This window comes from Methyloparacoccus murrellii (assembly GCF_054657115.1).
On record NZ_BAAHXD010000004.1, the window covers coordinates 58500 to 77076 of the forward strand.

17 protein-coding genes and 1 tRNA gene are annotated in these 18577 nt (G+C 64.6%); 12 read left to right on the forward strand and 6 right to left on the reverse strand.

Features of this window, described 5'->3' with window-relative positions; all coding sequences use genetic code 11:
* Positions 1 to 11: 11 nt before the first annotated feature.
* From ACYQ1H_RS01880 to lptF, 3 genes are all read right to left on the reverse strand, one after another.
* Positions 12 to 569, reverse strand: a complete 558-nt coding sequence (locus ACYQ1H_RS01880) for a thioredoxin family protein (RefSeq protein WP_460026355.1) — start codon at positions 567 to 569, stop codon at positions 12 to 14.
* Positions 570 to 666: 97 nt separating this feature from the next.
* Positions 667 to 1740 (reverse strand): LPS export ABC transporter permease LptG, encoded by a 1074-nt coding sequence (gene lptG / locus ACYQ1H_RS01885; RefSeq protein ID WP_460026356.1) that lies wholly within the window; start codon positions 1738 to 1740, stop codon positions 667 to 669.
* Positions 1737 to 2879 (reverse strand): LPS export ABC transporter permease LptF, encoded by a 1143-nt coding sequence (lptF, locus tag ACYQ1H_RS01890; protein WP_460026357.1) that lies wholly within the window; start codon positions 2877 to 2879, stop codon positions 1737 to 1739. The genes lptG and lptF overlap by 4 nt, the downstream gene beginning before the upstream one ends.
* Positions 2880 to 3119: 240 nt before the next feature.
* Between lptF and ACYQ1H_RS01895 the strand changes: the two genes are divergently transcribed.
* From ACYQ1H_RS01895 to ACYQ1H_RS01950, 12 genes are all read left to right on the forward strand, one after another.
* On the forward strand, positions 3120 to 4610 hold the full coding sequence (locus ACYQ1H_RS01895; protein ID WP_460026358.1) for a leucyl aminopeptidase: 1491 nt from the start codon (positions 3120 to 3122) through the stop codon (positions 4608 to 4610).
* Positions 4607 to 5041, forward strand: coding sequence for a DNA polymerase III subunit chi (locus ACYQ1H_RS01900; protein ID WP_460026359.1), 435 nt, complete (start codon positions 4607 to 4609; stop codon positions 5039 to 5041). The genes ACYQ1H_RS01895 and ACYQ1H_RS01900 overlap by 4 nt, the downstream gene beginning before the upstream one ends.
* Before the next feature lie 77 nt (positions 5042 to 5118).
* A complete protein-coding gene (locus tag ACYQ1H_RS01905; protein ID WP_460026360.1) occupies positions 5119 to 7941 on the forward strand; it encodes a valine--tRNA ligase in 2823 nt (940 codons plus the stop codon).
* 67 nt (positions 7942 to 8008) lie between these two features.
* Positions 8009 to 9709 (forward strand): type IV-A pilus assembly ATPase PilB, encoded by a 1701-nt coding sequence (gene pilB / locus ACYQ1H_RS01910; RefSeq protein ID WP_460026361.1) that lies wholly within the window; start codon positions 8009 to 8011, stop codon positions 9707 to 9709.
* Between the two features lie 3 nt (positions 9710 to 9712).
* Complete coding sequence (locus tag ACYQ1H_RS01915) at positions 9713 to 10933, forward strand: type II secretion system F family protein (protein ID WP_460026362.1); 1221 nt, start codon at positions 9713 to 9715, stop codon at positions 10931 to 10933.
* Between the two features lie 10 nt (positions 10934 to 10943).
* The gene (locus ACYQ1H_RS01920; RefSeq protein WP_460026363.1) at positions 10944 to 11819 is read left to right on the forward strand and encodes a prepilin peptidase; all 876 of its coding nucleotides are present in this window, start codon (positions 10944 to 10946) and stop codon (positions 11817 to 11819) included.
* 7 nt (positions 11820 to 11826) lie between these two features.
* Positions 11827 to 12432, forward strand: coding sequence for a dephospho-CoA kinase (gene coaE, locus ACYQ1H_RS01925; protein ID WP_460026364.1), 606 nt, complete (start codon positions 11827 to 11829; stop codon positions 12430 to 12432).
* 83 nt (positions 12433 to 12515) lie between these two features.
* Positions 12516 to 13286, forward strand: coding sequence for a cell division protein ZapD (gene zapD, locus ACYQ1H_RS01930; RefSeq protein WP_460026365.1), 771 nt, complete (start codon positions 12516 to 12518; stop codon positions 13284 to 13286).
* Positions 13287 to 13316: 30 nt separating this feature from the next.
* Complete coding sequence (gene yacG, locus ACYQ1H_RS01935; protein ID WP_460026366.1) at positions 13317 to 13523, forward strand: DNA gyrase inhibitor YacG; 207 nt, start codon at positions 13317 to 13319, stop codon at positions 13521 to 13523.
* A gap of 167 nt (positions 13524 to 13690) precedes the next feature.
* Positions 13691 to 13984 (forward strand): co-chaperone GroES, encoded by a 294-nt coding sequence (gene groES / locus ACYQ1H_RS01940; RefSeq protein WP_460026367.1) that lies wholly within the window; start codon positions 13691 to 13693, stop codon positions 13982 to 13984.
* A 46-nt stretch (positions 13985 to 14030) separates the two neighbouring features.
* Complete coding sequence (gene groL, locus ACYQ1H_RS01945; protein WP_460026368.1) at positions 14031 to 15659, forward strand: chaperonin GroEL; 1629 nt, start codon at positions 14031 to 14033, stop codon at positions 15657 to 15659.
* Positions 15660 to 15742: 83 nt separating this feature from the next.
* Complete coding sequence (locus ACYQ1H_RS01950; protein ID WP_460026369.1) at positions 15743 to 16465, forward strand: phosphoadenylyl-sulfate reductase; 723 nt, start codon at positions 15743 to 15745, stop codon at positions 16463 to 16465.
* 84 nt (positions 16466 to 16549) lie between these two features.
* On the opposite strand, the gene fdxA is transcribed toward ACYQ1H_RS01950, so the two are convergent.
* From fdxA to ACYQ1H_RS01965, 3 genes are all read right to left on the reverse strand, one after another.
* Positions 16550 to 16873, reverse strand: a complete 324-nt coding sequence (fdxA, locus tag ACYQ1H_RS01955) for a ferredoxin FdxA (RefSeq protein WP_460026370.1) — start codon at positions 16871 to 16873, stop codon at positions 16550 to 16552.
* Between the two features lie 284 nt (positions 16874 to 17157).
* Positions 17158 to 17233: transfer RNA gene (locus ACYQ1H_RS01960), tRNA-Phe, on the reverse strand.
* A 77-nt stretch (positions 17234 to 17310) separates the two neighbouring features.
* A complete protein-coding gene (locus ACYQ1H_RS01965) occupies positions 17311 to 18573 on the reverse strand; it encodes an ABC transporter substrate-binding protein (protein WP_460026371.1) in 1263 nt (420 codons plus the stop codon).
* Between the last annotated feature and the right edge of the window lie 4 nt (positions 18574 to 18577).

The following is an 18577-nucleotide window of genomic DNA, read 5'->3' on the forward strand; positions in this document are numbered from 1 at the left end:
GCTGGTGGGGCTCAGGCCACGCGCCACTTGATGGAGCAGCCCATGCTGGGCATCTGCTCGGCCGGCCCGTTGCCGGTCTCGGCCACCTGCTGCATGGCCTCGAACAGTTCCCGGCGCGCCTCCGGCGGTGCCGGGTTGCGGCCGCTGGCGTCCAGCCGGCCCCGGTACTGCAGCGCGAGTTGCGCGTTGTAGCCAAAGAAGTCCGGCGTGCAGACGGCGCCATAGGCGCGGGCGGTTGCCTGGCTGGCATCCAGGAGATAGGGGAACGGGTATTCCTGCTCGCGGGCGACGCGCTGCATGTTCTCGAACGAATCCTCGGGATAGTCGGCGGGATCGTTGGCCATGATGGCCACGCTGTGTATGCCGTGCGCCCGGAGCGCCAGGGTGTCGCGCACCAGCCTCGGCTGGATGGCCTTGACGTAGGGGCAATGGTTGCAGATGAACATGACCAGCAGCCCGCGCGGGCCCAGGCAGTCGCTCAGGGTCCAGATCCTGCCGTCGACGCCGGGCAGGGCAAAGTCGATGGCGCGCGCGCCGAAATCGCAAACGGGTGTTTCCAGTAGGGCCATGCGGTCGTGCCGGTATGTGCGGTTACAGCCGCCGAATGATAGCAAACCTCGCCCGCCTTCCGGTTTTCATGGATTTTCCGCCTGCCGGCCCGGCGGCTCAGGTTGTCCGCAGCCGCCAGAGGGCCACCAGCACGCCCAGCAGTGCCAGGAGGGTCGGCATGGAGACGGAGAGCAGCGGGTTCAGCTCGTAAACGAGCCCCAGGTGGCCGAACATCTTGTCGAACACATGGAAGCCAAGCCCGATGACCACCCCGGCCACCACGCGCTGGCCGGTGCCGACCTCGCGCCTGACCGTCAGCACGAACGGTATTGCCACCATCAGCATGACCAGCGTGACCAGCGGATTGACCAGCCGGCCCCAGAAGGCCTGTTCGACGATCTGCGATTTCTGGCCGTTCTCGCGCAGGTACTGCGCGTAGTTGTGCAGTTCCAGGGCCGACAGGTTCTCCGGACGGATGACGAAGGCATTCAGCAGCTCGGGCGCCAGCACCGAGGACCAGTCGGTTTCATGCAGATGCGAGGTCGCCACACGCCGCCCGTCAAAGGTGCTGGTGCTGATGTCGCTCAGCCGCCAGCGGATGCCGTCGTGGCTGGCCTGGTCGGCGTGGGTGGCACGGGTCAGCTGGCGGTCGGTGTCGACATCGTAGATGCTGATGTCGCCCAGCTGCTCCAGTTCGGTCATGCTGCGGATGTTGATGAAGACATTGCCATCCCGCACCCAGAAGCCGTACTTGGAACGCGAGGTCACCTGCTTGTTCTGGGCGATGGACTTGAGATTCTGGGCGGCGCGCTCCGAGGGTGGCGCTAGCAGTTCGCCGACCAGGATGGACAAGACCAGCAGGATGACCCCGCCGAGGATCACGCCGCCGACGATGCGGGCCCGGGCCACGCCGGCCGCCTGCATGGCGACCAGCTCGCGGTGGTTGGCGAGCGCTCCCAGGGTGACCAGGCTGCCGACCAGGGCGGCGGGTGGCAGCAGCTCATAGAAGTTGCGGGGCAGGGTCAGGGCCAGGTACTTGAATATCTGCCGCATGCCGTAGTCGCCCTTGCCCATGTCGCCCAGCTCGTCGGCAAAGGTGAAGAAACTCAGCAGGGTCAGCAGGATCAGTACCGCGATCAACGATCCCTTGATGACCTCGCGGGCGATGTACCAGTCCAGGCTGCGGATCATGTCCGTCTCCCGATATGCAGCTGGTATCGCACCCAGCGCAGGCCCAGGTTCTTGGCGAACAGCACCAGCGTCATCAGCAGCAGAAGGCCGTAGATGGCCGCATAGGCCACCCAGGGGGCGATCTTTTCCGACATCACCAGGCCCTGCGATATTTTCTGGGCATTCTCGTAGACGATGTAGATGATGAAGGCCGAGAAGACGCTGGCATAAGGGCCCTGGCGTGGCGAGACCCGCGCCAGCGGGACGGCGAGGAGGGCGAGGGCGACGACCCCCAGCGGAATGCCGATGCGCTTTTGCAGTTCGGCGAGTTCCTTGGGGGTGCCGGCCGCCAGCAGTTCCAGGCTGGCCGTTCCCTCGCGGCGCAGGGTGGCGGACATTTCCTCCGGCCCGCCGATACGGACGGCGTACTCGTCGAACTGGCTGATGACGTAATCGGCCTGTCCGGGGATGCCCTGATAGCGGCGTCCATTGTTCAGGACCACGAAATTGTCGCCGTTGTCGGCCCGCTGCAGCCGGCCCCGTTCGGCGATCACGACCCCGGTGCTGTCGCTCTGCCGGCTCTGCACGAAGATGTTCAGCATGTCCTGGCTGGCGTCCAGGGTTTCGGCGTAAAGCACGACATCGCCGGCGCTGAATTCGTTGAAACGGCCCGGCTTGATGCCGCGGATATCGTGCGTTTCCACGTCGCGCATCAGCAACTGCTGGGCCTGGCGCTCGCTCCAGGGCATGACTTCCAGCGCCATGTAGGCGGACAGCAGCAGCAGGGGAATGACAGTCCAGGCCAGGGCGCGGTAAAGCCGCCTCGCGCCGATTCCGGCCGAGGCCAGCACCGAAATTTCGTGATCGCGGTACATGCGTCCCATCAGGGTCAGCACGGCCATGAACAGTGAGGGCGGGATCAGTACCGCGATGGCCGACAAGGTTTTCAGGCCCAGCAGCGAGAACACGGTTTCGGTGGCCACCTCGCCTTCGATCGCCTTGGTCAGGATGCCCAGGAACTTGCGGCTGACGATGATGGTGACCAGGACCAGCAGTATGGACAGCAGGGTCTTGAGCAGTTCCTGACACATCATGCGGTCGATGACCGCGAACAGGGGGCGGCCGGCGCGGCCCCGGCGGCTGTCCGATCCGGCTTTCATCGGCCGGAACCGGTGTGGCGGGCCAGGGTCGGAAAATGGCCGCGGGGACAGGGGTGATGGGGTTTCGGCACGGATCGCTGGTGTGGTCTTGTTCTGCACGGGAACGGTTTGGACGCTGGCCCCGCTCCCTTGCTATCCTTCCGCCTCGGGTGCGGGGCGCAACGTCGGAGCCGCCGTCCGGCGGGCGCGGTTCGCGCGGCGTGCCGGCGTCTCCCTACCTTCAAATCAGGACAGTTTACTATGGACTATCTCGCAAAATCCGATCTCATCGAACAGCTGGCCACGCCCTGCGTCATCGCCGGGTTTCACCACAAGCGCAAGCTGACGCCTGCGGCGGCGGCGCTGGATGCCCGCCTGGGTGGTCTGCTGGAGCGGCTCCTCAAGCGCGACGACATCGACGGCAAGCCGGGCGATCTGCTGGTGGTGGCGCACACGGGGGATGCCGGCATCGAGCGGGTGATCCTGATCGGGCTCGGCAAGAAAGACGAGCTTAACGCGGCGGTCTACCGCAAGGCCCTGTCGGTGGCGGCCCGCGCGCTCCGGGACAGCCATGCCCGGCAGGCGGTCAGCCTGTTGCACGATGTCGAGCCGGCGGAGCGGGATGCGGCCTGGGCCATCCGCCAGTTCATCGACATCCTGGAGGCGGCGCTCTACCGTTTCACCGAATTCAAGCGCGAGGAAAACAAGGCCAGGCGCAAGCTGGAGTCGCTGGCGTTCCTGGTCGCCGAAACGGCCGGCTTCAAGGCGGCCGAGCAGGCCATCCGGGAGGGGCAGGCCATCGCCCAGGGCGCCAACCTGGCGCGGGACCTGGCCAACCTGCCCGGCAATGTCTGCACACCGACCTATCTGGGCGAGCAGGCCGAGCGGATCGGCAAGAAGCACAAGAAGCTCAAGGTCAAGGTGCTGGCCGAGAAGGACATCGAGGAACTGGGCATGGGTGCCTTTCTTTCGGTGTCGCGCGGCAGCCAGGAACCGGCCCGGTTCATCGTCCTGGAATATGCCGGCGGTCCGGCCAAGGCCAAACCCTATGTCCTAGTCGGCAAGGGCCTGACCTTCGATGCCGGCGGCATCTCGATCAAGCCCGCCGCCAACATGGACGAGATGAAATACGACATGTGCGGTGGCGCCAGCGTCATCGGCGCCATGGCTGCCGTCGCCGAACTGCAATTGCCCATCCATGTGGTGGGTCTGGTGCCGGCCTCGGAAAACCTGCCATCCGGCTCGGCCAACAAGCCCGGGGACATCGTCAGGAGCATGGCCGGCATCAGCATCGAGATCCTCAATACCGATGCCGAGGGGCGTCTGCTGCTGTGCGACGCGCTCTGCTATGCCAAGCGCTACGATCCGGCGGCGGTCATCGATGTGGCGACGCTCACGGGCGCCTGCGTGGTGGCTCTGGGCCGCCATCCGAGCGGCCTGTGGAGCAACCATGAGGATCTGGCGGCGGCGCTGGCCAGGGCCGGTGACGAGAGTTGCGACCGGGTCTGGCGCATGCCGCTGTGGGACGATTACCAGGAGCAGCTGAAGTCCAATTTTGCCGATGTCGCCAACATCGGCGGGCCCGATGGCGGCAGTATCACGGCGGCCTGTTTCCTGTCGCGCTTCGCCAAGGAATACCCCTGGGCGCACATCGACATCGCCGGCACCGCCTGGCGTACCGGCGCCGAGAAGGGCGCGACCGGGCGGCCGGTGCCATTGCTGGTGCAGTACCTGATCGACCGGGCGCGATGACCCGCATCGACTTCTACCTCCTGTCGACCCGCGATCCGCAGTCACGCCGGCTGATGGCCTGCCGGCTGATCGAAAAGGCCTATCGCCAGGGCCACCGGCTCTGGGTGAGAACGGAAACCGCCGAGGAAACCCGAGAGCTGGATGATCTGCTCTGGACGTTCCGGCAGGGCAGTTTCGTGCCGCACGAGTGCGCGGCGGAGATCAACGAGGCGCCGGTGCTCATCGGTCATGGCCCACCCCGGCCGGAACTGGCCGATGTGCTGGTCAACCTGGGCGCCGGGGTGCCGCCGGGCTTCGAGCATTTCGAGCGGGTCGCCGAGCTGGTGGACCAGGATGCGGCGGTGAAGCAGGCCGGCCGGCAGCGCTACCGTCACTATCAGGCCGGCGATCACCCGATCCACACGCACGAGCTTGATCGGCTCGCCGGCTGAGGCGCGCCGGATCTCCAGGCCCCGAATCCTTGCAAACATACCGTTCGCGCGAGCCGCGGACGATTCCCCGAGACGTTATGGACAAGACATACGAACCGCACGCGCTGGAACAACGCTGGTACGACACCTGGGAGCGCCAGGGCCATTTCAGGCCGTCCGGCAGCGGCGAGTCCTACTGCATCATGATCCCGCCGCCCAACGTCACCGGCAGCCTGCACATGGGGCACGGGTTCAACAACACCATCATGGACACCCTGATCCGGCTGCGTCGCATGCAGGGCCGCAACACGCTATGGCAGGTGGGGACCGACCATGCCGGCATCGCCACGCAGATGGTGGTCGAGCGGCAGCTGGCTGCCGGCAACCTGACCCGCCACGATCTCGGGCGCGAGGCATTCCTGGAGAAGGTCTGGGCGTGGAAGGCCGAATCCGGCGGCACCATTACCCGTCAGCTGCGCCGCCTGGGTTCCTCCGTCGACTGGACCCGCGAGCGTTTCACCATGGACGCGGGACTGTCCCGCGCCGTGCAGGAGGCCTTCGTCCGGCTCTATGACGAGGGCCTGATCTATCGCGGCAAGCGCCTGGTCAACTGGGACCCCAAGCTGCACACCGCGATTTCCGACCTGGAGGTCCAGAGCGAGGAAGAGAAGGGCAGCCTGTGGCACTTCCGCTATCCGCTGGCGGACGGCTCGGGCCACCTGGTGGTGGCGACCACCCGGCCGGAGACCATGCTCGGCGATACCGCCGTGGCCGTGTATCCGGAAGATGCGCGCTACCGGCATCTGGTCGGCCGCACGGTCCGCCTGCCGGTGGTGGGCCGGGAGATTCCCATCGTCGCCGACGATTACGTCGACCCGGAATTCGGCACCGGTTGCGTCAAGATCACGCCCGCCCATGATTTCAACGATTACGAGGTCGGCAAGCGCCACAACCTGCCGCTGATCAATGTGCTGGACCGCGATGCGCGCATCCTGCACGAGTTCACCGTGCTCACCTTCGAGGGCTATGCCGGCGCCCACGGCGAGAAGGCGCCGGAAGCCTATGCCGGGCTGGACCGCTTCGCGGCGCGCCGGCAGATCGTCGCCGAGTTCGAAGCCCTGGGCCTGCTGGAAAAAATCGAGCCGCATACCCTGAAGGTGCCGCGCGGCGATCGCTCCGGGGTGGTGATCGAGCCCTGGCTGACCGACCAGTGGTACGTCAACGCCAGGGAGCTGGCCCGGCCCGCCATCGAGGCGGTCGAGGACGGCCGCATCCGCTTCGTGCCGCAGCAATACGAGAATCTCTACTTCTCCTGGATGCGTGATATCCAGGACTGGTGCATTTCCCGCCAGCTGTGGTGGGGTCACCGCATCCCGGCCTGGTACGACGACCGCGGGCAGGTCTATGTCGGTCGCGACGAGGCCGACGTGCGCGCCAAGTACAGCCTGGCTGCCGCCACGCCGCTGCGCCAGGACGAGGACGTGCTCGACACCTGGTTCTCCTCCGCCCTGTGGACCTTCTCCACCCTGGGCTGGCCGGACGAAACACCGGAGCTGCGGACCTTCCATCCCACCGACGTGCTGGTCACCGGCTTCGACATCATCTTCTTCTGGGTGGCGCGGATGATCATGATGACGCTGCACTTCATGAAGCACCCGGACGGTTCGCCGCAGGTTCCGTTCAGGACCGTCTATGTCCATGGTCTGGTCCGCGATGCCGAGGGCCAGAAGATGTCCAAATCCAAGGGCAACGTGCTCGATCCCCTGGACATCATCGACGGCATCGGCCTGGAGGCGCTGGTGGCCAAGCGCACCACCGGTCTGATGCAGCCCCAGATGGCGGAAAAGATCGACAAGCGTACCCGCAAGGAATTTCCGGAAGGCATCGCGGCCTATGGTTGCGATGCGCTGCGCTTCACCTTCGCCTCGCTGGCCTCCACCGGCCGCGACATCAAGTTCGACATGGGCCGGGTCGAGGGCTACCGCAATTTCTGCAACAAGCTGTGGAACGCGGCGCGCTTCGTGCTGATGAACACCGAAGGCCAGGATTGTGGCCTGGCGGGCGAGATGGCCCTGAGCCTGCCGGATCGCTGGATCCGCTCCCGCCTGAGTCGTGCGGTCGGCGAGACCTTGGCGGCCTTCGACGATTTCCGCTTCGATCTTGCCGCCCGTGCGATCTACGAATTCATCTGGAACGAGTACTGCGACTGGTATCTGGAACTGGCCAAGGTCAGCCTGCAAGCTCCCGATGTGGCCCGGCAGCGCGGCACGCGACGGACCCTGGTCGAGGTACTGGAGACCGTGCTGCGCCTCGTCCATCCGGTGATGCCCTACATCACCGAGGAGATCTGGCAGCGCATCGCGCCGCTGGCCGGGCAGGGCGGTGAGACCATCATGCTGCGGCCCTATCCGGTGGTCGCGCCGGCCGGCTGCGATGCCGATAGCGAGGCGGCGCTGGACTGGCTGATGGCGCTGCTGCTCGGGATCCGTCGCATCCGCGGGGAGATGAACATCGCCCCGGGCAAGCCACTGAATATCCTGCTGGATAACGGCTCGGCGCAGGATCATGCCCATGTCGACGCCTGCCGCGACTATATCCACCGGATCGGCCGCATCGAGTCGATCGACTGGCTTGCGGCGGGTGCCACGGCGCCGGACGCCGCCATCGCCCTGGTCGGCGATCTGAAGGTGCTGATCCCCATGCGCGGCCTGATCGACAAGGATGCCGAACTGGCCCGGCTGGACAAGGAAATGCAGCGGATCGCCAGGGAGCTGCCCCGGCTCGAAGGCAAATTGTCGGATGCCGGTTTTCTGGCCAAGGCGCCGCCTGCCGTGGTGGCCAAGGAACAGCAGCGGTTGCAGGAACTGCGCGCCAACCTCGCCGAACTCGAAGCCCAGATGGCGAGGATACGGACGCTCTAGCCGGGGCGGCAGGTGAGCGCCGAGTTCCCGATGGCCGGTCCGGCGCGTTCGTCCGCTTGAGGCACGCATGGCTGCCGTTCCTGCCGGCCTGTCCGGCCTGGCCAAATGTCTGGTGAAGCAGGGCCTGATCACAGAAGGCAAGGCCCTGGCCTGCACGGAGGAGGCGGCGCGCAAGAATGTCCCGCTGGTCAGCCATCTGGTGGCCGGCGGCATACTGGGCAGCCTGGAGATCGCCGAGACGGTGGCTGAGGAATTCAGCGTGCCCCTGCTGGATCTGGCCGTCTTCCTGCCCGAGTTCATCCCCCTCAAGGCGGTGAGCGAGCGGCTGATGCTGGAGCATCATGCCCTGCCGCTGTTCCAGCGCGGCAATCGCCTGTTCTTGGCGGTATCCGACCCCAGCCAGCATCTGGCCTTCGACGAGATCAAGTTCCACTCGGGTCTGATCGTCGACATTGTCGTTGTCGAGGAAGACAAGCTCGGCAAGGCCATCGAGGCGGCGCTGGAAGCGGCCGACACCACCTTCAAGGAACTGCTGAACGTCAATCTCGACGCCATCCCCCTGACTGGCGCCGATAGCGGCGGGGCCGAGGGCGCGGTCGAGGTCGACGACGCGCCGATCGTGCGCTTCGTCAACAAGATCCTGCTCGATGCCATCAAGAAGGGCGCCTCCGACATCCACTTCGAGCCCTACGAAAAGGCGTTCCGCATCCGCTTCCGCAACGACGGCCTGCTGCATGAGGTCGCCAGTCCCCCGGCCGGTCTGGCGACCCGCATCTCGGCCCGGCTCAAGGTCATGTCGCGCATGGATATCGCCGAACGCCGGGTGCCGCAGGACGGCCGCATCAAACTGGAGATTTCCCGCCACCGGGCGATCGATTTCCGCGTCAACACCTGTCCGACGCTGTTCGGGGAGAAGATCGTCCTGCGCATCCTGGACCCGACCACGGCACAGATCGGCATCGAGCGGCTCGGTTTCGAGCCGGAGCAGCGGGTGAATTTCCTTGAGGCGATCAACAAGCCCTACGGCATGATCCTGGTGACAGGGCCGACCGGCAGCGGCAAGACCGTGACGCTGTATACCGGGCTCAATATCCTCAACACCAGCGATCGCAACATTTCCACCGTCGAGGATCCGGTCGAGATCACCGTGCCGGGCATCAACCAGGTGAATGTCAACGTCAAGACGGGCCTGACCTTTGCCGAGGCGCTGCGGGCCTTCCTGCGGCAGGATCCCGATATCATCATGGTGGGCGAGATCCGCGATCTCGAAACCGCCGAGATCGCGGTCAAGGCGGCGCAGACCGGTCACCTGGTGCTGTCGACCCTGCACACCAACGACGCGCCGCAGACGCTCAACCGCCTGATGCAGATGGGCATCCCGCCCTTCAACATCGCCTCGTCGGTGCTGTTGATCATGGCCCAGCGGCTGGCGCGGCGACTGTGCGAGTCCTGCAAGCGCCCGCTCGATCTGCCGCCGGAAACCCTGCTGGAGGCGGGTTTTGCCGAGGCCGATCTGGATGGGCTGACCCTCTATGGTCCCGGCGAGTGCGACCAGTGCGTGAAGGGCTACAAGGGGCGGGTCGGCATCTACCAGGTGATGCCGATCACCGAGGCCCTGAACCGCATCATCCTGGAGGGGGCGAATGTCAGCCGCATCGCCGAGCAGGCCCGCGCCGAGGGGATCACCGATCTGCGCACCTCCGGTCTCCGCAAGGTGCGGGCGGGGATCACCAGCCTCGCGGAAATCGACCGTATCACCCGGGAGTAGGACGTGCCCAGGAGCGGAGAACATCTCGTCTGGTTTGTCTGGGAGGGGACCGACCCGCGCGGCCTGCGGACCAGGGGCGAGCTTACCGCCCGCACGGAGATGATCGCCCGCGCCGAGCTGCGCCGCCAGGGTGTCCGCGTGGTCAAGATCCGCAGGAAGCCCAAGGCGCTGTTCCCCTCCGGGCAGAAAAAGATCACGACCCGGGACATCGCCATTTTCAGCCGCCAGCTAGCAACCATGCTGTCCTCGGGCGTGCCGCTAGTACAGGCGTTCGATATCGTCGGGCGCGGACACGAAAACCCGTCGATGCAGGACCTGCTGCTCAAGATCAAGACCGACATCGAGGGCGGCGTCGCCCTGGCGGAGGCGCTGGGACGCCACCCGCAGTATTTCGACGAGCTGTTCTGCAATCTGGTGCAGGCCGGCGAGCAGGCCGGCGTGCTGGAGACGCTGCTGCACAAGATCGCCGAATACAAGGAAAAGACCGAGTCGATCAAGGGCAAGATCCGGAAGGCGCTGACCTACCCGATCGCCGTCATCATCGTCGCCGTGGCGGTCACGGCCATTCTGCTGATTTTCGTGGTGCCGCAGTTCGAGGAGCTGTTCAAGGGGTTCGGCGCCGACCTGCCGGCCTTTACGCGGATGGTGGTCGACCTGTCGCGCTGGGTGCAGGACGGATGGTACCTTGTTCTCGGGGGGCTGATGGCCCTGGTCTATGTCCTGGTCCAGCTGCAGAGGCGCTCGGTCGGTTTCAATCACATGGTGGACCGCCTTGCCCTGCGCGCCCCGGCCATCGGCACCATCGTCAACAAGGCCGCGATCGCTCGTTTCGCCCGCACCCTGGCCACCATGTCCGCCGCCGGCGTGCCGCTGGTGGAGGCGCTCGCCTCGGTGGCGGGGGCCACGGGCAATGTCGTCTACTCCACCGCGGTCATGCACATGCGGGACGACGTTTCCGCCGGTTCGCAGTTGCAGCAGTCCATGCGGCAGACAGCCCTGTTTCCGAATATGGTGGTGCAGATGGTGGCCATCGGCGAGGAGGCCGGATCGCTGGACAACATGCTGGCCAAGATCGCCGACTTCTACGAGGAAGAGGTCGACAATGCGGTCGATTCGCTCAGCAGCCTGATCGAGCCGATGATCATGGCCATCCTGGGCGTCGTCGTGGGCGGGCTGGTCATTGCCATGTACCTGCCCATCTTCAAGCTGGGTTCGGTTGTCTGAGGTGTATGCCATGCAGGATTTGTGGATCGACGCGCCGGCCTTCCTGATCGTGATGACGGCCCTGCTGGGGCTGGCGGTGGGCAGCTTTCTGAACGTGGTTGTCCACCGGCTGCCGCGGATGCTGGAGCGGCAATGGCGGCGGGAATGCCTGCTGTTCCTGGGTCAGCCGGCGGAGCCCGCGAGCGATGTGGAAGATCCGGGGAACCTGTTCTGGCCCGGCTCGCGCTGTGCCGTTTGCCGGACGCCGCTGTGCGCCGCTGAAAACATCCCGCTGCTCGGCTATCTGTGGCTGCGCGGGCGCTGCGCCCATTGCGGGACAGAGATTTCTCCGCGCTATCCGCTGCTGGAACTCCTCTCGGCGGTGTTGTCGGCGGCGGTGGCCTGGCGGTTCGGCTGGAGCCTGCCCTTGCTGCCGGCACTGGTGCTGAGCTGGGGACTCCTGGCGCTGGCCGCCATCGATCTCGAACGGCAGCTTTTGCCGGATGCGATCACGCTGCCCTTCCTGTGGCTGGGCTTGCTGCTCAGCCTGTTCGGCGTCTTCACGGACAGCCCGGCGAGCATCCTCGGCGCCGTCTCGGGATACCTCAGCCTGTGGCTGGTGTACCAGCTTTTCCGCCTGCTGACCGGCCGCGAAGGCATGGGCTACGGCGACTTCAAGCTGCTGGCCCTGCTGGGGGCGTGGCTGGGCTGGGACGTCCTGCCTTCGATCATCATCCTGTCCTCCGGCGTCGGCGCGGTGGCGGGTCTGCTACTGATCGGATTCGGCGGCCGGGACCGGCATCAGCCGATACCCTTCGGTCCTTATCTTGCCGCGGCCGGCTGGCTGGTCCTGCTGTTCGGCGATGCCATCAACACGACCTACCTGGCCTGGATCGCCCCGGTTTGAGGACAGCATGTTCAAGGTCGGCCTGACCGGCGGCATCGGCTGCGGCAAGACCACCGTCGCCAATATCTTTGCCGAGCTGACGGTTCCCGTCATCGACGCAGACCAGATCGCGCGGCAGCTGGTGCAACCTGGCGAACCGGCGCTGGCGGCGATCATCGGGCATTTCGGCGACAGCCTGCTCGCCGGTGGCCAACTGGATCGGGCACGCCTGCGTGCCCGCATCTTCGCCGACGAGCGGCAGCGCGTCTGGCTGGAAAATCTCCTGCATCCGCTCATCTATGCCGACATGCAGCGACGTGTCGATGCCTTGCCGGATGCCTATGCCGTGCTGGCCATTCCCCTGCTGCTGGAGACCGGACGCCGGGATTTCGTCGACCGGCTGCTGGTGGTCGACTGCGAGCCGGAGGTCCAGCAGCGGCGGGTCATGGCCCGGGATGGTATCGATGCGGCGGCTTTCCGGGGCATCCTGGCGGCGCAGGCATCCCGCTCGTCGCGGCTGGCGGCGGCCGACGATGTCCTGGAAAACAATGGCGATCTGGGCGTGCTGCGCGACCGGGTGAGGATGCTGCACGAACGCTACCTGCGCTTGGCTGCGCCGGGGGCCGGGGCTTGAGGGGCCATCGGCCGGGCATCCGTTTATACTTCAACTACGCCTTGCCGATTGCGCAATCACTGCCTTGGTGCGGGAACCCACCCTTGAGCGACCTGATTACCTACGAATTTCCCCTCAACGAGCGGATTCGCCTCTTCATGCGCCTGGAGCACCTGTTCCGGCAGTTCGATCACTTCATGCCGGGACGCTCCAGCTGGGATTGCCGGGCCGTGGTGTCGACCCTCATCGATATCGTGGGTCTGTTCAACCGTAACGATCTCAAGTCCGAGGCCCTGCAGGAGATCGATCGCCAGACCACCGTGCTGAACCGCATGGCCAGACTCCATGAGGGGATCGACCAGGGGCGGCTGGCCGAGGTCGTCGGCCGTCTGGAAGCCATCAGTCGCGAGCTGTACGCGGTACCGGGCAAGCTCGGAGCCAGCCTGATGGAGAACGATCTGTTCAAGGGCATCATCCAGCGCAGCAGCATGCCGGGCGGCAGCTGCTCCTTCGATCTGCCGGCCTATCACCACTGGCTGGAAGGCGACGAGCAGGCGCGCCGGCAGGATCTCCTGGGCTGGATTGAGCCATTTCAACAGACCCGTGTGGCCATTGACCTGCTGCTGAATTTCATCCGCACCAGCGCCATGCCGGTGCGGGAGCTGGCGCCCGGGGGATTCTTCCAGAAGACGCTCGATCATTCCCTGGCGTTCCAGCTGTTGCGCGTGGCAGTGCCCCGGGCGGCTCCCTATTTCGCCGAGATCAGTGGCGGCAAGCATCGTTTCACCATCCGCTTCATGCTGCGCGACCCGCTGCTGAGACCGGCGCAGTGCCTGGACGATGTCGAATTCCTGCTGACGGCCTGCCTGTTCTGAGCCAGCCGGACCGCCGCCCTCCTCAAGACCGTGAGCATCATCGTTTCCTGTCCCACCTGTCGCCAGCCGGTGTGCTGGTCTCCGGCCGCGCCGTTCCGCCCCTTCTGTTCCGAGCGTTGTCGCCTCATCGACCTTGGCGAGTGGGCGGCGGGAAGCTACGCCATACCGGCCGAGCCCGCCAGCCAGGACGACGGCGCCCTGCCACTGCCGCCGGCTCGTCCCGAGACCGACGCCTGACCAGTAGACGCATCGGCTTTCACCGGAAAAGCCGGCCGCCCCCTTGAAATGGGCAAGGGCGAATCCCATTTCGCTGCCCAGCCTGATACAGGCTGGCTTGCCGGCTCCGGTCGGCAAGGCATCTACATCGTCATCCGTTTCGAGAAAACCTTAAAGGAGTTCCAAGCATGGGAAATATTCGTCCTCTGCATGATCGTGTCGTGGTCAAGCGCTGGGAAGAAGAAAAGACCTCGCCTGGCGGCATCGTCATTCCCGACAATGCCAAGGAAAAGCCCATCAAGGGCGAAGTCATCGCCGTGGGGCCGGGCAAGCCGATGGACGACGGCCAGGTCCGCGCACTTGGCGTCAAGCCTGGCGACAAGGTGCTGTTCGGCAAATATTCCGGCACCGAGGTCAAGGTGGATGGCAACGATTACCTCATCCTCAGGGAAGACGACATCATGGGCGTGTTCGAAGCCTGATCGTCCGTGAACGAATCCCATCAACCGTCACAAGGAGTTTGAATCTATGGCAGCCAAAGAAGTCCGCTTTTCCGATGATGCCCGTCAGCGCATGCTGGCCGGTGTGAATGTCCTCGCCGATGCCGTCAAGCAGACGCTGGGTCCCAAGGGCCGCAACGTCGTGCTGGAGAAATCCTGGGGTGCTCCGACCGTCACCAAGGACGGCGTGTCGGTCGCCAAGGAAATCGAGCTGAAGGACAAGTTCGAGAATATGGGTGCGCAGATGGTCAAGGAGGTCGCGTCCAAGACATCCGACATCGCTGGCGATGGCACCACCACCGCGACCGTGCTGGCCCAGGCCATCGTGCGTGAGGGTCTGAAGTCGGTTGCCGCCGGTGCCAATCCGATGGATATCAAGCGCGGCATCGATCAGGCCGTCGGCGTGGTTGTCGAGGAGCTGAAGAAGCTTTCCAGACCCTGCACCACCAGCAAGGAGATTGCCCAGGTCGGCAGCATCTCGGCCAATTCGGACGATAGCATCGGCCAGATCATTGCCGATGCCATGGACAAGGTCGGCAAGGAGGGGGTGATCACCGTCGAGGAGGGCTCGGGCCTAGCCAACGAACTGGACGTGGTCGAGGGCATGCAGTTCGACCGCGGCTACCTGTCGCCCTACTTCGTGACCCAGCAGGAGACCATGAGCGTCGAGCTGGAGAATCCCTACATCCTGTTGCACGACAAGAAGATTTCCAATATCCGCGACCTGTTGCCGGTGCTGGAAAAGGTCGCCAAAGCCGGACGCTCGCTGCTGCTGGTGGCCGAGGATGTCGAGGGTGAGGCGCTGGCCACGCTGGTGGTCAACACCATGCGCGGCATCCTCAAGGTCTGCGCGGTCAAGGCACCGGGCTTCGGCGACCGCCGCAAGGCCATGCTGGAGGACATCGCCGTGCTGACCGGTGGCACCGTGATCGCCGAGGAAGTCGGCCTGTCGCTGGAGAAGGTGGAACTGTCCGATCTGGGCAGCGCCAAGAAGGTACAGGTCAACAAGGAAAACACCGTCATCGTCGATGGCGCCGGCAGCGCCGAGACCATCAAGGCCAGGGTCGAGCAGATCCGCAAGCAGGTCGAGGAAACCACCTCGGACTACGATCGCGAGAAGTTGCAGGAGCGTGTTGCCAAGCTGGCCGGCGGTGTGGCCGTGATCAAGGTGGGGGCGGCGACCGAGGTCGAGATGAAGGAAAAGAAGGCCCGTGTCGAGGATGCCCTGCATGCGACCCGCGCCGCGGTGGAAGAGGGCGTGGTTCCGGGTGGTGGCGTCGCGCTGATCCGTGCGCAGAGGGTCCTGCAGGATTTGAAGGGCAAGAACGCCGATCAGACCGTGGGTATCCACATCCTGCGGCGCTCCATCGAGGAGCCGCTGCGGCAGATCGTCGCCAATGCCGGTGAGGAGCCCTCCGTGATCCTGCACAAGGTTCAGGACGGCAGCGGCAATTTCGGCTACAACGCCGGCAGCGGCGAGTATGGCGACATGATCGACATGGGTATCCTCGATCCGACCAAGGTCACCCGTTCCGCCCTGCAGAACGCTGCCTCCGTCGCCGGTCTTATGCTGACCACCGAGGCCATGATCGCCGAAGCGCCGAAGAAGGAAAAGGAGCCGGCCATGCCTGCTGGCGGCATGGATGGCATGATGTAATTCACGCCGAAGTCGATTAGACTTTTCCGGGCCCCGTTGCCGGCAGGCAACGGGGCTTTCTTTTGCTGGGAATCGATGTTCCGATGAATGCAACAAACTTTGACCTGGAATCCCTGCAAGCAGAGCTGGCGGGCAGTAATCCCCGGGTGATCCTGAAGGCCGCGCTGGCTCACTTCGAGAACATCGCCATCTCCTTCAGCGGTGCCGAGGATGTGGTGCTGGTGGATCTGGCCGTGCAGCTCAGGCCGGATGTACAGGTCTTCACGCTCGACACCGGACGCCTGCATCCGGAAACCTATCGTCTGATCGAGGCGGTGCGCAAGCGTTACGGGTTGGCGATCGACGTGCTGTCACCCGATCCCTTCGCATTGCAGCAGATGGTCAAGGCCAAGGGGCTGTTCAGCTTCTATGAGGATGGCCACAAGGAATGCTGCGGTCTGCGCAAGGTGGAGCCTCTCAGGCGCAAGCTGGCCACACTGGATGCCTGGGTTACCGGTCAGAGACGCGATCAGAGCCTGACACGAACCGCATTGCATGAGGTCGAGTACGATCAGGCCTTCGGCGGGGAAGGGCATGTGCTGGTGAAATTCAACCCTCTGGCTGGCTGGACCTCGGCCCAGGTCTGGGATCATATCGAGGCCTACGATGTGCCGTTCAACGAGCTGCATCGCAAGGGCTACGCCAGTATCGGTTGCGAGCCGTGCACCCGCCCCATACTGCCCAATCAGCATGAGCGCGAGGGGCGGTGGTGGTGGGAGGATGGCGCCAAGAAGGAGTGTGGTCTCCACGTGCGGGATGGCGGTTAGGCCGACCGAGTTTGGTCGCCGCCAACAGCGGACAAAAAAATAGCGGCTCCGGAGCCGCTATTTTTGTCTCTGTACCTTGGGTACCTAACGTTCCAGATGCTGGAGCTTGTCGGGCTTGCCGTTCCATTCGTCGGCATCTTCGGCGGCAGGCCTCACTTCGGTGAGGCTTGGCCAGACCTTGGACAACTCGGCATTCAGTTCGATGAACTGCTTCTGATCCTCCGGCACCTCGTCTTCGGAGAAGATGGCATTGGCGGGACACTCCGGTTCGCAGAGCGTGCAATCGATACATTCGTCCGGATCGATGACCAGGAAATTGGGGCCTTCATGGAAACAATCGACCGGGCATACATCCACGCAATCGGTATATTTGCACTTGATGCAGTTTTCGGTAATTACGAATGTCATTTCTAGTCCTGTCGTCTTGCGAATAGGCCGATCAGTGGCAGTCATGCCGACGGGAGACTACCCCGTGCCTTGCCGATAGTGCGCACACTGGGGTGGCTGGAGACAACCATAACCCCGATGGCCATGGGTTGCGGAGTTATTGCTGACCCCGGCGGTCGCGCGATTATAGCCCTGATGCCGGACTCGATGAAATCCTGATGCGGCAGGAGACCAACGAAGCACCGGTCTGCAAAATAAAAAGGCTTACGACCTGGGAAAACAGTAGCGTAAGCCTCGGAAAACATTGGTGGCCAAGGACGGAATCGAACCGCCGACACGGGGATTTTCAATCCCCTGCTCTACCAACTGAGCTACTTGGCCAAGTCACTAACAATCTGTATATTAAACCGTAAAAAAAGATGTACGTCAAGGCATCCATGACAGTCTGCATCTTGCGTTCAACGGCGGCAGGTCGATTCCGGTTCGTCGAAGCCCAGCGTATCCAGCTCGTTTTTGGGGTGCAGATAACCTTCGACAGGGGCAACAGCCACGATCGCGCGATCCGAGGCCACCAGCACCGGCTGTCGCAGTTGGTGATCCCAGGCCCGGAATGACAGGGGCACGCCCTTGAATCCGGCCAACGAGAACTCGGGACCCAGCAGGAAACCGCTGACGGTGGCGAACTCGACCGACCGGGCGCGGGTTGCGGCCTCGCCGATGGCGCGAACCGCCAGCCAGCCGCCGTAATCCCGTTCCGTCATGAAACGTCCGGCCTGCTCGCGAAAACGTGTCTGAAGCTGCAGGGCGCCCCAGGCTTCGTGGGCCTGATGCCAGGCCAGCGGTCGCAGACCGGCGCCGCCGGCAATCGGGCGCGGCAACCAGGTCCGGTAGGGGAAGAGGTCACCAAAGGCGTCCAGTTCATCGACCACCACGATCACATCGTAGTTGCCCTCCTGCGTGAAGACGGGTACCTCGGATTCCGGTGTTCGCCGGTCGTTGAACTCAGGATTCCAGGTCTTCTCGGCGACGATATCGAGACCGAACTTCTTTGCCGAGCGCCGCAGGGCGTCGGCCTGCCGCCGATCGGCATCGCTGGCGCCTTGTATCAGCAGCCATTTGTTCCAGCGCTTCTTGCTCAGGTACTGCGCCAGGGCATCGCCGCGCATGGCGTGCGAGGGCTGGAGGTACACGAGGTTTTTCCGGCAATCGCGGCCTCGCAGCCGATCGTCGCGGTTGGCCACGTCCAGAAGTAGGATCTCCCGCGCTTCCGGCAGGTCGGCCAGCTGCAGGATCCGTTCGGCTGGCAAGTCCACCAGAACGAAGCGTGTTCCCCGGGCCAGCAGTCCCTTCAGGGCATTGGCGGGATCCTCGGTGATCGGGACTTCGGCCTCGATCAACTCGAAGTGCTGCCGGGTGAAACTGCCGGTGGTGTTGTCGTCCCGGATACCCAGGCGGGCGCCCTGGACACCCTCGTCTGCGGGGAGCGGGTCGAAGTAGGGGCGGCTGGGTGCAGGCTCGCGCGGTTCGTGCAGATACCCCAGCGTCAGGGTGTTGTTGGCAGGCGCTTCGGCCCTGGGAGCCTCCGCCGGGGGCGCGGTGACTTTCTTCCTCGCGGCGGCCTCGGCAATCCCGTGCTGGCAGAGCAGGGCGGAACCCAGCGGCAATGCCAGCGCAAGTGTGTGCCAGAGCGGCCGGGCTACTGTGGGGGGGCGTTTCATCATCGGT

Excerpts from the sequence above, each read along its gene's own strand:
- ACYQ1H_RS01880 (WP_460026355.1), bottom strand. The coding sequence starts at position 569 with ATGGCCCTACTGGAAACACCCGTTTGCGATTTCGGCGCGCGCGCCATC.
- lptF (WP_460026357.1), bottom strand. The coding sequence starts at position 2,879 with ATGAAAGCCGGATCGGACAGCCGCCGGGGCCGCGCCGGCCGCCCCCTG.
- lptG (WP_460026356.1), bottom strand. The coding sequence starts at position 1,740 with ATGATCCGCAGCCTGGACTGGTACATCGCCCGCGAGGTCATCAAGGGA.
- ACYQ1H_RS01895 (WP_460026358.1), top strand. The coding sequence starts at position 3,120 with ATGGACTATCTCGCAAAATCCGATCTCATCGAACAGCTGGCCACGCCC.
- ACYQ1H_RS01920 (WP_460026363.1), top strand. The coding sequence starts at position 10,944 with ATGCAGGATTTGTGGATCGACGCGCCGGCCTTCCTGATCGTGATGACG.
- ACYQ1H_RS01900 (WP_460026359.1), top strand. The coding sequence starts at position 4,607 with ATGACCCGCATCGACTTCTACCTCCTGTCGACCCGCGATCCGCAGTCA.
- fdxA (WP_460026370.1), bottom strand. The coding sequence starts at position 16,873 with ATGACATTCGTAATTACCGAAAACTGCATCAAGTGCAAATATACCGAT.
- ACYQ1H_RS01950 (WP_460026369.1), top strand. The coding sequence starts at position 15,743 with ATGAATGCAACAAACTTTGACCTGGAATCCCTGCAAGCAGAGCTGGCG.
- groL (WP_460026368.1), top strand. The coding sequence starts at position 14,031 with ATGGCAGCCAAAGAAGTCCGCTTTTCCGATGATGCCCGTCAGCGCATG.
- pilB (WP_460026361.1), top strand. The coding sequence starts at position 8,009 with ATGGCTGCCGTTCCTGCCGGCCTGTCCGGCCTGGCCAAATGTCTGGTG.
- groES (WP_460026367.1), top strand. The coding sequence starts at position 13,691 with ATGGGAAATATTCGTCCTCTGCATGATCGTGTCGTGGTCAAGCGCTGG.
- ACYQ1H_RS01905 (WP_460026360.1), top strand. The coding sequence starts at position 5,119 with ATGGACAAGACATACGAACCGCACGCGCTGGAACAACGCTGGTACGAC.
- ACYQ1H_RS01965 (WP_460026371.1), bottom strand. The coding sequence starts at position 18,573 with ATGATGAAACGCCCCCCCACAGTAGCCCGGCCGCTCTGGCACACACTT.
- coaE (WP_460026364.1), top strand. The coding sequence starts at position 11,827 with ATGTTCAAGGTCGGCCTGACCGGCGGCATCGGCTGCGGCAAGACCACC.